The following is a 14,317-nucleotide window of genomic DNA, read 5'->3' as shown; positions in this document are numbered from 1 at the left end:
GAGAGGTTTCTTTTGCTAAAACAACGAATTATTACTGCTTTGATGTTGATCCCCCTGGTGTTGGGGGCGCTCTTCTTTCTGCCATTGAAATTTTTTGCCCTGTTGGCAGCGCTGGTGTTTTTGTTGGCCAGTCGCGAATGGAGTGGGTTTGTCTCTGCTGCTCCGCAGCAATGGTTACCCATCGTATTTTGTCTGTTGCTCGGTGCCAGCCTCTTTTGGCTGCCGGTGGAGCAACTCTGGACGCCTCACCTGCACCCCCTCGTGATGGGCGTGCTCTGGACCGCGGTAAGCTGGTGGCTGCTGGGTCTGCTGATGGTGCTGCGCTATCCCCAAAGCGCCAAGCTGTGGAAAGAGTCTATCTGGCTCAAGTCGCTGTTTGGTCTGGTGACTCTGGTTCCCTTCTTCTGGTCGCTGGTCGCCATCCGTGGTTACAACTTTTACCATGACCCCATGATGGGGGCCTGGATCCTGTTGTTCGTGATGGGACTGGTCTGGGCGGCAGATTCTGGCGCGTATTTTTTCGGCAAGGCGTTCGGTAAGCACAAGCTGGCACCGGCTGTGAGTCCGGGCAAAACCATCGAAGGGATGTGCGGCGGCCTCTTTACCGCCAGCCTGCTGGCCATCGGTGTCACCTGGTCGATGGGATTTGTTCCTGCCAAGATGATCACCGTGCTGTTTTGCTCTCTGCTGGCGGTGCTAGCCTCCGTACTCGGCGATCTGACCGAAAGCATGTTCAAGCGCGAGGCGGGCATCAAGGACTCCGGCACCCTGTTGCCGGGTCATGGCGGCATTCTCGACCGGATCGACAGCCTGACCGCCGCCCTGCCGGTGTTTCTGCTCAGTTATCTGCTACTCAGTCAGGAGTTTTGATGCACAAGTCACTGGTTATTCTGGGGGCCTCTGGCTCCATTGGTCAGAGTACCTTGAAAGTGCTGCGCCATAACCCGGGCAGTTGGCAAGTATTGGCGTTGACCGCCGCCCGCAACGTGGATGCCATGTTGCGGGACTGCCTTGAATTCTCCCCCCGTTTTGCCGTGATGGTCGATGAGGATGCCGCCCGTGAACTGGCTGCCCGTCTGAAAGCGCACGGCAGTGCGACCCGGGTCATGTCTGGTGCAGCAGCCCTCTGCGAGGTTGCCGCTCACCCCGACACCCATAGCGTGATGGCCGCCATCGTCGGTGCGGCCGGACTGGCCCCGACCATGGCCGCGGTACGTGCCGGCAAGCGAATTTTGCTGGCCAACAAGGAGGCGCTGGTGATGTCCGGTGCTTTCTTCATGGAGGCCGTGCGCGAACATGGCGCCGAGCTGCTGCCCATCGACAGCGAACACAATGCTATCTTCCAGTGTCTGCCGACCGCCGTGCAGCGCCAGCCCGGTTTTTGCGATCTGGCGGCGGCGGGGATCAGCAAGATTTTGCTGACCGGTTCTGGCGGCCCGTTCCGTTACACCGAGATCAGCGAGCTGGCGAAGGTGACGCCGGCGCAGGCCATCGCTCATCCCAACTGGTCGATGGGGGCCAAGATTTCGGTCGACTCCGCCACCATGATCAACAAGGGGCTGGAGTACATTGAGGCGCGCTGGCTGTTCAATGCGGCGCCCGAGCAGATCCAGGTGGTGATCCACCCGCAGTCGGTGATCCACTCCATGGTGCAGTATAAGGATGGCTCCGTGCTGGCCCAGCTTGGCAATCCGGATATGTGTACCCCCATCGCCCATGCGCTTGCTTATCCCAATCGCATCCCCTCCAGTGTGGAACCTTTGGATTTCTTCAGTGTCGGAGAGTTCAGCTTTATCCGGCCTGATTATGATCGCTACCCCTGTCTGGCGCTGGCCATCAATGCCTGCCAGAAGGGACAAGCGGCGACTACTGCGCTCAATGCGGCCAACGAGGAGGCGGTTGCCGCCTTCCTGGCCGGGCGCATCGGTTTTATGGATATTGCCCGGATCAACGAGGCAGTGATGCTGGCGCTGGAGAGCAGCGCCGTCGGCTCGCTCGATGATCTGTTTGCCCTGGACGGTGCGGCAAGAGCCCGTGCTCACATTTTGATTGAGGAGCTTGGCTGATGGGCGGTGTGTTGTGGAATATCGGTGCTTTTGTTGTTGCGCTGGGCCTGCTGGTCGCGGTGCACGAGTTTGGTCACTTCTGGGTGGCCCGTCGTTGTGGCGTCAAGGTTGAGCGCTTCTCCATCGGTTTTGGCAAGGCGATCTGGCGCCGGATGGGTAAAGATGGCACCGAATATGTGCTGGCGCTGATCCCCCTCGGTGGTTACGTCAAGATGCTCGATGGCCGGGTCGATGAACTCAAGCCCGGTGACGAGCAGTATGCCTTCAACCACAAGAGTGTCTGGGCGCGGATGGCGATTGTCGCCGCAGGTCCCATGGCCAACTTCGTCTTTGCCCTGTTTGCCCTCTGGCTGATGTTTATCATCGGGGTGCCGAGCGTCAAGCCGGTGATCGGTGAAGTGCGTCCGGCATCCATCGTAGCCGAGGCGGGTGTGCTGCCGGGGATGGAGATTGTCGGGGTCGGCGATGAGCAGACCGGTGACTGGGAGAGCGTCACTTACGCCCTTATCAGCCATCTGGGTGATGATGCTGTGACTCTCAAGGTGCAGGCACCCAATACCAGCTATGCCACCGACAAAACCTTGTCGCTGACCGGCTGGACCTTCGATCCGGATAAAGAGTCGCCCATCGGTAGTCTGGGGATCGTCCCCCTGAGTGGCAAAGTGCTGCCAGTCGTGGCTGCCGTGGTGGCCAAGAGTGCCAGTGAAAAGGCGGGGCTGCAGGTCGGTGACCGTATCAAACAGGTCGGCGATCAGCCTATTACCGCGTGGGCCCAGTTTGTCGAACTGGTGCAGCAGGCACCGGGCGAACCCCTGCAAGTGGTGGTTGAGCGCAACAACAGTGATCTCAACGTGACCCTGACCCCGGATAGCCGCAAGGTGCAGGGCAAGCTGGTAGGATTCGTCGGTCTCTCACCGCAACTGGTTCCATTACCGGATGAATATCGAATTCTGTTACAGTATGGGCCTTTGCAGGCGCTGTGGCATGGCGCGGACAAGACTTGGAGCCTGATCACGCTCACCTTTGACATGATTGGCAAGTTGATCGGTGGCATCGTGTCGCTGGACAACCTGAGCGGCCCCATCTCCATTGCCAAGGGCGCCGGCAGCAGTGCCGACTATGGTCTGGTCTATTTCTTGAGTTTTCTGGCGCTGATCAGCGTCAACCTAGGGATTATCAATCTGTTCCCCCTGCCGGTGCTCGATGGTGGCCATCTGGTCTATTTCCTTATCGAAGCGGTCACCGGCAAGCCGGTATCAGAGAAAATACAGGAAGTGGGTTTCAGGATCGGTGCCGCCATTCTGATGTTATTGATGGGCATTGCGCTGTTTAACGATTTCGCTCGCCTCTGAGGCCAGAGCATCAACAAGGACACATAAGAACAAAATGGCTGTTAAAAAAGCATTGGTGTTGAGTTGCCTGCTGGGTGCCAGTTTCCTGGCCCAGGCGGCCCCTGCCTCTTTTGTGGTGCAAGATATCCAGGTCGAAGGTCTGCAACGGGTGACCCTGGGTGCCGCACTGTTGAACCTGCCGATCCGGGTCGGTGATACCGTCGACTCCGTGGCTCTGGCCAGCGCCATCAAAAAGCTCTATGCCTCGGGTAACTTCGAGGATGTGAAGGTTTACCGTGACGGCCAGGTGCTGCAGGTGATGGTCAAGGAGCGTCCGACCATCTCCAGCATCGAGTTTGCCGGCAACAAGGATATCAAAGAGGAGCAACTGACCCAGAGTCTGGAGTCCTCCGGCATCCGTGTGGGCGATCCGCTGGATCGCACTGTGCTCACCTCCCTCGAGAAGGGACTGGAAGATTTCTACTATGGCGTGGGTAAATACTCCGCCAAGGTCAAGGCCATCGTCACCCCGTTGCCGCGCAACCGGGTCGACCTCAAGTTCACCTTCGTGGAAGGGGAAGCGGCCAAGATCCAGCAGATCAACATCGTCGGCAACAGCGTCTTCCCGGAAGAGAAACTGATTGCCCAGCTCTCCCTGCGCGACGAAGTGCCCTGGTGGAACTTCACCGCCGATCAGCGCTATCAGAAACAGAAGCTGGCGGGTGATATCGAGACCCTGCGCTCCTACTACATGGATCGTGGCTATATCCGCTTCCAGCAGGAGTCTACCCAGGTCTCCATGACCCCCGACAAGAAGGGCGTTTACGTCACCCTCAACATCAAGGAAGGGGATCAGTACAAGGTCTCCGGTGTCCAGCTCAAGGGTGACCTGATCGACCGCGGTGGCGAGATGAAGGGATTGATCCCGATTGCTGCCGGCAGCACCTACTCTGCCAGTCAGGTGACTCATACCGAAGAGGTGCTCTCCAAGTTCCTCGGCCGTTACGGTTATGCCTATCCGAAAGTGGTCACCTTCCCGCAGGTCAATGACAAGACCAAGGAAGTTGAGCTGATCGTCAACGTTGAGCCGGGCCCTCGTGTCTATGTGCGCAACATCAACTTCAGCGGTAACGCAACCACCGAAGATCAGGTGTTGCGTCGCGAGATGCGCCAGATGGAAGGCACCTGGCTCTCCTCCGACAACATCGAGCAGTCCAAGAGCCGTCTCAACCGTCTCGGTTATTTCGAGAGTGTAGAAGTGGACACCAAGCGGGTGCCGGGCAACGATGACCTGGTTGACCTCGACTTCAAGGTCAAGGAGCAGCCAGCAGGCTCCATCAACGCCGGTATCGGTTACGGTACCGAATCGGGTCTGAGCCTGCAGGCGGGGATCTCCCAGGACAACTTTATGGGTACCGGTAAAAAGGTCTCCATCAACGCCAGCACCAACGACTACTCCAAGAACGTTGACCTGAGCTACAACGACCCCTACTTCACCGTGGATGGTGTCAGCCTGGGTGGTCGGGTCTACTACAACCAGTTCCGCGCCGATGATGCCGATATCGTTGATTACGAGAACGAAACCATCGGTTTCCGTCTCTCCAGCGGCTTCCCGGTCAACGAGTTCAACCGTCTCGACTTCAGTACCGGTATCGAGAGCACCAAGCTGAGCCGTCCGTCCTTCAATGCCCAGAACTATCAGGAGTGTCTGAAGGACAATCCGGATACTGATGGCAATACCTACTGCTGGGATCAGTGGAATGATAACCGCCAGTCGGTACAGATGGATCAGTTCTGGAATGCTTACTCACAGGATGGTTCCAACCTCGACTTTGTGACCGTCGATGTCACCGCTGGCTGGACCCGCTCTACCCTGAACAAGGGGATGTTCCCGACTTCTGGCGATCGTCAGCGTATCAACGCCAAGGTGACCGTACCGGGCATGGAGCTGCAGTACTACAAGCTCTCTGCCGAAGATGCCCACTACTTCCCGCTCGATGCGGATCACAGCTGGGTAATGATCGGCAAGGGTCGTGTCTCTTACGGTAACGGCTATGGCGATGACTCCATGCTGCCGTTCTTCGAGAACTACTATGCCGGTGGTTTCGATACGGTACGTGGCTTCAAGAGCAATACCATTGGTCCCAAGGCGATCTACAAGACCTACAACAAGCCGGGTGCTGGCAGTTGCACGGGTTCTCAGCCGTGTGAAACTGGCTACTACGAAGGTTCCGACACCTCGGTGGGGGGCAACGCTCTGGCCGTCGCCTCACTGGAGCTGGTCTTCCCGACCCCGTTCGTCTCCGAGACCTATCGTCCGCAGATCCGTTCCACCGTCTTTATGGACGCTGGTACCGTCTGGAGCACCGATTTTGCCAACGGAGCATATCCTTGCGCCGCCGGTTCTGATTGCAACTATCTGAGCCAGGACTACTCCAACCCGGGCAATATCCGGGTCTCTGCCGGTGTCTCCCTGCAGTGGCTCTCGCCGATGGGGCCGCTGGTGTTCGCCTTGGCCAAGCCGATCAAGAAATATGAAGGGGATCGCACCGAAGTCTTCTCCTTCAACATCGGTCGTACTTTCTAAGCAGAGTTTTGCCCCCACCCATGCGGTGGGGGTCTTCAATGATGGGACGCGCGGTATGCGTGCCTCACCAGGTAACAAGACGGTCCTAACGCCGCTTGCATAATCGGGTAAATCAGGTAGCCCTCGCCATGAGGGAACAAGGAGTAAGTGTGAATAAAGCGTTGAAAGTAGCTGGTTTGAGCTTTGCACTGATGGCTGCCGGCATGGGTTCTGCCTTCGCTGAGACCAAGATCGCCGTGGTGGATATGGGCGAAGTCTTCCAAAAGCTGCCCCAGCGTGAAGCCGTTGCAGCCAAGCTGAAAGGTGAATTCGAGCCGCGCATGCGTGAGCTGCAGAAGCTGGAACAGGAAGGCCAGAAGCTGGTCGAGAAGTTCCGCAAGGATGAAGCCTTCATGAGCGCCGAGCAGAAGAAGCAGAACCAGGAGAAGCTGGCCAAGCTGCAGATGGAGTTCAACCAGAAGCGTCAAGCCTTTGAGCAGGACAACGGTCGCCGTCAGTCCGAAGAGCGCAACAAGATCCTGACCAAGGTGCAGGCTGCCATCGATTCCATCGCCAAGAGCAATGGTTACGATCTGGTGCTGGAGCGCAATGCCGCCCCGTATGCCGCCAGCAAGCTGGACATCTCCGGCCAGGTTATTTCTCAGGTAAGCAAGAGCAACTAATTGATGGCATTCACTCTCGCACAGCTGGCCCAGCAACTGGGGGCCCAGGTCCATGGCGACGGAACCCTGGAAATCCGCAAGGTAGCGACACTGGAAAAGGCCGGGGAGGGGGATATCACCTTCCTGTCCAACAAGAAGTACCGGCACTATCTGGAGCAGAGCAAGGCGACCGCCGTGCTCATTACAGAAGCGGATCTGCCATTTTGTCCCACCAATGCCCTGGTGCTCAAAGACCCCTATGTGGGCTTTGCCCGGGTAGCCCAACTGCTGGACACCACCCCGCAGCCGGCCACGGATATCCATCCGAGCGCCGTTATCGCGGCTGACGTACAACTGGGCGAGAGAGTGGCCATCGGCGCCAATGCAGTGATCGAATCCGGCGTCGTGCTGGGTGATGATGTACGCATTGGCCCGGGTTGTTTCGTTGGCAAGAACACCCGGCTGGGAGCCCGCTCCCGGCTGTGGGCCAACGTCACCCTCTATCACAATGTGACCATGGGCACCGACTGTCTGGTTCAATCCGGCACAGTGATCGGCGCCGATGGTTTCGGTTATGCCAACGAGCGTGGCGAGTGGATCAAGATCCCCCAGCTCGGCGGCGTGACTATCGGCAACCGGGTCGAGATCGGTGCCTGTACCACCATCGACCGCGGTGCGCTGGAAGATACCCGCATCGCTGACAACGTCATCATCGACAACCAGTGCCAGATCGCCCACAACGTGGAGATTGGTTACGGCACTGCCGTGGCGGGCTCCACCGTGATGGCTGGTAGTCTCAAGGTCGGCAAATACTGTATCATTGGTGGCGCTTCCGTCTTTAACGGGCATATGGAGATCTGCGATCAGGCCACCGTTACCGGTATGGCCATGGTGATGCGACCCATTACCGAGCCCGGTGTCTACTCTTCCGGCATCCCTCTGCAAACCAATAAAGAGTGGCGCAAGACCGCCGCCCGGGTGATGCGTATCGAAGAGATGCACAAGCGGTTAAGCAAGCTTGAGAAGAAGCTGGATCAAGAATAATCACGATTGGTATAGGGTACTGTTTTGACTACTGAAAAGAAGAGCCTGGGTATCCAGGAAATCATGGATCTGCTGCCCCACCGTTATCCGTTCCTGATGGTGGATCGGGTGGAAAACTACGAGATCAGCGATGAGCGCAAAACTCTGCGCGCCATCAAGAACGTCTCGTTCAACGAGCCGATCTTCCAGGGGCACTTCCCGGCCAAGCCGGTGTTCCCAGGGGTACTGATCCTGGAAGCGATGGCACAGGCCACCGGTATCCTGGCATTTACCATGGTGGGCAAACCGTCTCCCAATGAACTCTACTATTTTGCCTCAATCGACAACGCTCGCTTCAAGCGTCCGGTCGGCCCCGGTGATCAACTGGTGCTCGACGTGGAGTTCCTGAAAGAGCGTCGCGGTATTGCCAAGTTCACCGGTGTCGCTACCGTCGACGGTGAAGTGGTCTGTACCGCCGAGCTGATGTGCGCCAAACGCGAGGTTTAACACACGTGATCGACCAGACTGCCATCATTCACGATACAGCCATCGTCCATGAGTCTGCCGTGATCGGTAAAGGGGTTGAAATCGGCCCCTTTTCTGTCATCGGCGCCGAGGTGGAAATCGGTGACAACACCTGGGTAGGTTCCCATGTGGTGATCAAGGGCCCGACCAAGATTGGTCGCGGCAACAAGATCTTCCAGCACACCTCCATCGGTGAGGATTGCCAGGACAAGAAGTACGCCGGTGAGCGCACTTTCCTCGAGATTGGCGACAACAACGTCATTCGCGAGAACTGCACCTTCCACCGCGGTACCATTCAGGATCAATCCCTGACCAAGGTGGGCAGCGGCAACCTGTTCATGGTCAACGTCCACGTTGCCCACGACTGCATCATTGGTGACAACTGCATCTTCGCCAACAACGCGACCCTGGCTGGCCACGTGGTGATCGGTGACTTCGTGATCTTTGGTGGTCTCTCCGCCATTCACCAGTTCGGCCGCGTCGGTTCCCACGCCTTCGTCGGTGGCTGCGCCGCCCTGAACAAGGACGTACCGCCTTACGTGATGGCTGCCGGCAACTACGCCAAGCCGTTCGGGGTGAACTCCGAAGGTCTGCGTCGCCGCGGTTTCAGCGCCGAGGCCATCTCTGCCGTCAAGCGTGCCTACAAAGAGATCTTCCGCTCCGGCAAGACCATCGAAGAGGTGCTGCCGGTGCTGATCGAGATGGCGCAAGCCGAGCCGGCCGTCCAGCTCTATGTGGACTTCCTCAAAGACAACGAGCGCGGGATCATCCGTGCCTGATCCGGTTCGTATCGGTATCGTCGCCGGAGAGGTCTCCGGCGACATTCTGGCTGCCGGTCTGGTGCGCGAGCTGCAAGTCCGTTACCCGGACGCGCAGTTCGAAGGGATCGCCGGGCCGCGCATGCAGGCTCTGGGCGTCAAGGCCCTGTTCGAGATGGAAGAGCTCTCCGTCATGGGGATCACCGAGGTGCTGGGGCGTCTGCCGCGCATCCTCAAGGTTCGTCGCGAACTGCTGCGCCACTTTATTGCCAATCCGCCCGATATCTTCATCGGCGTGGATGCACCAGATTTCAATATCGGAGTGGAGCTGAAACTGCGCCGCGCCGGTATCAAGACGGTTCACTATGTCAGCCCCTCTGTGTGGGCCTGGCGCCAGAACCGCATTCACAAGATCAAGGCCGCCACCGACATGGTGCTCGCCTTCCTGCCCTTCGAGAAAGCCTTCTACGACCGCTTCGACGCCCCTTGCCGTTTTGTCGGTCACACCATGGCGGATGATATTCCGTTGGTGCCGGATCAGGCAGCCGTACGTCGCAATCTCGGTATCAATGCCAATCGCCGCTGGCTGGCAGTGCTGCCGGGCAGCCGCACCGCAGAAGTGGGCTTTATGTCTCCCCTGTTTCTCGAGGCATGCAAACACCTGACGGTGCGCTATCCGGATCTCGGCTTCATCGTGCCGCTGGTCAACCAGAAACGGCGTGAGCAGTTTATGGCCATCAAGGCCGAGGTAGCGCCGGGTCTCGACATGGTGCTGCTGGAAGGGCAGGGCCGCGAGGCGATGATCGCCGCCGACGTGGTGATGCTGGCCTCTGGCACCGCAGCGCTCGAAGCCATGCTGGTGAAAAAGCCGATGGTGGTGGGCTACAAGCTCAAGCCCTTCAGCTACTGGCTGGCCCAGCGACTGGTGAAGACCGAATTTGTCTCTCTGCCCAACCTGCTCGCCGGTCGCATGCTGGTGCCGGAACTCATCCAGCACGAGTGCACCCCGGAGAATCTGGTGGAAGAGGTGAGCAAGTACTTCGAGCACGACAACAGTGCGCTGGTCAATACCTTCACCGAGCTGCACCAGCTGATCCGCTGCAATGCCGACTCGCAGGCCGCCGATGCGGTGGCGGATCTGCTCGGCAGATAACGCTATTTCGGACCGTCGATTGCGCCGCGCTACCCGTTCATCCTTTTCGAGCGGTAATGCTGCGCCAGTCAACCCCTGTCAGGCCCCACGGGGCCTGTTTTGATTCAAGGCTACAAGATGATGATCGATATTCCTGACGACAAGCTGGTTGCCGGTGTGGACGAAGTGGGTCGTGGCCCCCTGGTGGGTGACGTGGTCACCGCTGCGGTCATTCTCGATCCCGCCAATCCGATCGCAGGGCTCAACGACTCCAAGAAGCTCTCCGAGAAGAAGCGCCTCGCCCTGTTTGACGAGATCAAAGAGAAAGCGCTCGCCTGGGCCATCGGTCGTGCAACTCCGGAGGAGATCGACGAGCTCAACATCCTGCATGCCACCATGCTGGCGATGCAGCGAGCCGTGGCGGGACTGAAGGTCACCCCCGAGCTGGTCTTTATCGATGGCAACCGCTGCCCTGCATTGCCGATGGAAGCGCGTGCCGTGGTCAAGGGCGATAGCCTGGTGGCCGCCATCAGCGCCGCCTCGATCCTCGCCAAGGTGACCCGCGATGCGGAGATGACCGAGCTGGACAGCCGTCATCCCGAATATGGTTTTGCCCGTCACAAGGGTTATCCGACTGCGGATCACCTCGCCATTCTGGCCGAGCGTGGCCCGTTGCCCGAATATCGCAAGAGCTTCAAACCGGTGCGCCGCGCACTGGGGATCGAGTAGACCATGCCATTTAGTTTGAGCAGCGAGAGGAGATGACGATGGCTGACCCCCGTTTTATCCACCTGCGAGTCCACTCCGACTTCTCCATGGTCGATGGCCTGCAGAAGATCAACCCCATCGTCGGGGCGGCTGCGGCCAACAACATGCCGGCGCTGGCGCTGACCGATCAGATGAACATGTGCGGTCTGGTGCGCTTCTATGGCGCGGCCCACGGCAAGGGGATCAAGCCCATCGTCGGGGCCGACTTCTGGGTGCAGAGCGATGAGCTCGGCGACGAGCAGTTCCGTCTCACCCTGCTCGCCATGGATAACGACGGCTACCAGAACATCACCCTGCTTATTTCCCGTGGTTACCAGCGCGGCCACGTGCAGGGGCGGCCGGTCATCGACAAGAGCTGGCTCGCCGAGCATGCCAAGGGGGTGATCGTCCTCTCCGGCGGCCGCGAGGGGGATGTGGGCAAGTTCCTGCTCAAGGGCAACCGGCAGATGACCGAGCAGTGTGTCGCCTTCTATCAGACCCACTTCCCCGATGCCTACTACCTCGAACTGCTGCGTACCGGTCGACCCGACGAAGAGGTCTACCTGCACATGGCGGTGGCGATTGCCACCGAGTTTGCGCTGCCGGTGGTGGCCACCAACGAGGTGGTGTTCCTCACCGCCGATGACTTCGATGCCCACGAGATCCGGGTCGCCATCCACGACGGCTACACCCTGATGGACAAGCGCCGGCCGCGCCGCTACAGCCCGCAGCAGTACCTGCGCAGCCAGGAGGAGATGGCGGAGCTGTTTGCCGACATCCCCGAGGCGCTGGAGAACACGGTGGAGATCGCCAAGCGCTGCAACGTGACGGTGCGCCTCGGCGAATACTTCCTGCCCAACTTCCCGACCGGTGACATGACCACCGAAGACTTCCTGGTCATGAAGTCGAAAGAGGGGTTGGAGGAGCGGCTGGAATTCCTGTTCCCGGATCCGGCGGTGCGGGCCGAGCGCCGTCCCGAGTATGACGAGCGTCTCGACATCGAGCTCAAAGTGATCAACCAGATGGGCTTCCCGGGTTACTTCCTCATCGTGATGGAGTTTATCCAGTGGTCCAAGGACAACGGCATCCCCGTTGGCCCGGGCCGGGGCTCGGGGGCTGGCTCTCTGGTGGCCTACGCCCTCAAGATCACCGACCTCGACCCGCTGGAATTTGACCTGCTGTTCGAACGTTTCCTGAACCCCGAGCGGGTATCCATGCCCGACTTCGACGTCGACTTCTGCATGGACAGGCGCGACGAGGTGATCGAGCACGTTTCCGACATGTATGGTCGGGAGGCGGTGTCGCAGATCATCACCTTCGGCAGCATGGCTGCCAAGGCGGTGGTGCGGGACGTAGGCCGGGTGCTGGGCCACGCTTACGGCTTTGTAGATCGCATCTCCAAGCTGATCCCGCCGGATCCGGGCATGACGCTCGCCAAGGCATTCGAGGCTGAGCCCAAGCTGCCCGAGCTCTACGAGCAGGATGAGGAGGTCAAAGACCTCATCGACATGGCCCGCCGCTTGGAAGGGGTGGTGCGCAACGCCGGTAAACACGCAGGTGGCGTGGTGATCGCGCCCACCAAGATCACCGACTTTGCGCCGCTCTATTGCGATGACGAAGGCCATCACCCGGTCACCCAGTTCGACAAGAACGATGTGGAATACGCAGGTCTGGTGAAGTTCGACTTCCTGGGTCTGCGCACCCTCACCATCATCGACTGGGCGCTCGGCATGATAAACCCGCGTCTTGCCAAAGAGGGCAAGCCGCCGGTGGATATCGCCGCCATCCCTATCGATGACAAGAAGTCGTTCGACCTACTGCAACGCTATGAGACCACAGCGGTATTCCAGCTGGAATCCCGCGGCATGAAGGATCTCATCAAGCGGCTGCGCCCCGACTGCTTCGAAGACATGATCGCACTGGTGGCCCTGTTCCGACCGGGCCCGCTCCAGTCTGGCATGGTGGATAACTTCATCGACCGCAAGCACGGTAATGAAGCGATCTCCTATCCGGACGAGAAGTGGCAGCACGAGAGCCTGAAACCGATTCTGGAGCCCACCTACGGCATCATCCTCTATCAGGAGCAGGTGATGCAGATCGCCCAGACCCTGGCGGGTTATACGCTGGGTGGCGCGGATATGCTGCGCCGGGCGATGGGTAAGAAAAAGCCCGAGGAGATGGCCAAGCAGCGGGCCGGTTTCGAGGAGGGCGCCGTCAAGAATGGCGTCGACGGCGAACTGGCGATGAAGATCTTCGATCTGGTGGAGAAGTTTGCGGGCTACGGCTTCAACAAATCCCACTCCGCCGCCTATGCGCTGGTCTCCTACCAGACCCTCTGGCTCAAGACCCACTTCCCGGCCGAGTTCATGGCGGCGGTGATGACCGCCGATATGGACAACACCGACAAGATCGTGACTCTGGTGGACGAGTGCCAGCGGATGGGGCTCACCGTGATCCCGCCGGATGTGAACACTGGCCGCTATCGCTTCTCGGTCAACGAAGATGGTCATATTGTCTACGGGATTGGGGCGGTGAAAGGGGTGGGTGAAGGCCCTATCGATGCTATCCTCAGCGCCCGGGATCAGGACGGCCCGTTCCGCGATCTGTTCGACTTCTGCAACCGGGTCGACATCAAGAAGCTCAACAAGCGGGTGATGGAGAAGCTGATCCTCTCCGGCGCCATGGATCGGCTCGGCCCCCACCGCGCCGCCCTGATGGCGACGCTGGAGGAGGCGATGCGGGCCGCCGAGCAGCACGCCAAGGCGCAGGCGGTGGGGCAGGTCGACATGTTCGGCGTGCTCACCGAAGAGATTGACGACGTCAAGAAGGCGTTTGCCAACGTGCCGCACTGGCCTGACAAGGTGTGGCTGGAAGGGGAGCGCGAGACCCTTGGGCTCTATCTCACTGGCCACCCCATCAACCAGTACAGCAGCGAATTGCGTCGTTATACCTCGGGTCGCCTGTGCGATCTGCATCCCACCTCCCGCGATACCGTGACCACGGCGGCGGGGCTGGTGATTGCGGCCCGCAGCATGGTGACCAAGCGCGGCAACAAGATGGGGATCTTCACTCTGGACGACCGCTCCGGCCGTCTCGATGTGACACTTTTCAGCGAAGCGCTGGAAAAGTACGAAGAGTTGATGCAAAAAGACCGTATTTTGGTGGTTTCTGGACAGGTCAGCTTTGATGACTTCTCCGGTGGCCTTAAAATGTCGGCCCGTGAAATACTGGATATCAACGATGCGAGGGAGCGTTTTGCCAGAGCAATTCGCATCTCCCTCGATGAACAGCGGATTGATGATCGCTTTTTCCCGCGTTTGTGCGAGATTTTGGAGCCCGCCCGTGCCGGAGTTTGTCCGGTTCAGGTAAACTATCGTCGCCCCGGCTCCCGGGTGCGATTGACGCTCGGTACCGAGTGGCGGGTGACGCCCACCGATCAACTGATAGATGACTTGCGAGTCCTGCTTGGACGAGAGCGGGTTGAATTGGTTTTTGATTAGAGGTTCT

The 14,317-nt window shown here is 59.2% G+C and carries 11 protein-coding genes; all 11 read left to right on the top strand.

Going from position 1 to position 14,317, the window contains the following annotated elements; genetic code table 11:
- Positions 1-42: 42 nt before the first annotated feature.
- The 11 genes from I6L44_RS11495 to dnaE all read left to right on the top strand — a co-directional run bounded on the left by I6L44_RS11495 (position 43) and on the right by dnaE (position 14,310).
- On the top strand, positions 43-870 hold the full coding sequence (locus I6L44_RS11495) for a phosphatidate cytidylyltransferase (RefSeq protein WP_302055866.1): 828 nt from the start codon (positions 43-45) through the stop codon (positions 868-870).
- The gene (gene ispC, locus I6L44_RS11490; protein WP_216951879.1) at positions 870-2,066 is read left to right on the top strand and encodes a 1-deoxy-D-xylulose-5-phosphate reductoisomerase; all 1,197 of its coding nucleotides are present in this window, start codon (positions 870-872) and stop codon (positions 2,064-2,066) included. Before I6L44_RS11495 ends, ispC begins: the two co-directional genes overlap by 1 nt.
- Positions 2,066-3,418, top strand: coding sequence for a sigma E protease regulator RseP (rseP, locus tag I6L44_RS11485; protein WP_005338567.1), 1,353 nt, complete (start codon positions 2,066-2,068; stop codon positions 3,416-3,418). The genes ispC and rseP overlap by 1 nt, the downstream gene beginning before the upstream one ends.
- A 34-nt stretch (positions 3,419-3,452) precedes the next feature.
- Positions 3,453-5,984: an outer membrane protein assembly factor BamA gene (bamA, locus tag I6L44_RS11480; protein WP_075114987.1), complete on the top strand. Its 2,532-nt coding sequence runs from the start codon at positions 3,453-3,455 to the stop codon at positions 5,982-5,984.
- 149 nt (positions 5,985-6,133) lie between these two features.
- Positions 6,134-6,646, top strand: coding sequence for an OmpH family outer membrane protein (locus I6L44_RS11475; RefSeq protein ID WP_005338563.1), 513 nt, complete (start codon positions 6,134-6,136; stop codon positions 6,644-6,646).
- Positions 6,647-6,649: 3 nt separating this feature from the next.
- Positions 6,650-7,669, top strand: a complete 1,020-nt coding sequence (lpxD, locus tag I6L44_RS11470; RefSeq protein ID WP_005338561.1) for a UDP-3-O-(3-hydroxymyristoyl)glucosamine N-acyltransferase — start codon at positions 6,650-6,652, stop codon at positions 7,667-7,669.
- A gap of 63 nt (positions 7,670-7,732) precedes the next feature.
- Entirely contained in the window at positions 7,733-8,155 is a 423-nt protein-coding gene (fabZ, locus tag I6L44_RS11465; protein ID WP_244775422.1) for a 3-hydroxyacyl-ACP dehydratase FabZ, read from the top strand.
- 5 nt (positions 8,156-8,160) lie between these two features.
- Positions 8,161-8,952, top strand: coding sequence for an acyl-ACP--UDP-N-acetylglucosamine O-acyltransferase (gene lpxA / locus I6L44_RS11460; RefSeq protein ID WP_005338557.1), 792 nt, complete (start codon positions 8,161-8,163; stop codon positions 8,950-8,952).
- Complete coding sequence (lpxB, locus tag I6L44_RS11455) at positions 8,945-10,084, top strand: lipid-A-disaccharide synthase (protein ID WP_216951878.1); 1,140 nt, start codon at positions 8,945-8,947, stop codon at positions 10,082-10,084. Before lpxA ends, lpxB begins: the two co-directional genes overlap by 8 nt.
- 117 nt (positions 10,085-10,201) lie before the next feature.
- Entirely contained in the window at positions 10,202-10,792 is a 591-nt protein-coding gene (rnhB, locus tag I6L44_RS11450; protein ID WP_216951877.1) for a ribonuclease HII, read from the top strand.
- Positions 10,793-10,830: 38 nt separating this feature from the next.
- Complete coding sequence (gene dnaE / locus I6L44_RS11445) at positions 10,831-14,310, top strand: DNA polymerase III subunit alpha (RefSeq protein WP_216951876.1); 3,480 nt, start codon at positions 10,831-10,833, stop codon at positions 14,308-14,310.
- Positions 14,311-14,317 lie beyond the last annotated feature (7 nt).

It is taken from the genome of Aeromonas sp. FDAARGOS 1414 (genome assembly GCF_019047065.1).
Classification (GTDB): Bacteria; Pseudomonadota; Gammaproteobacteria; order Enterobacterales; family Aeromonadaceae; genus Aeromonas; species Aeromonas veronii_A.
This window is presented reverse-complemented; position numbering and strand designations above follow the sequence as displayed.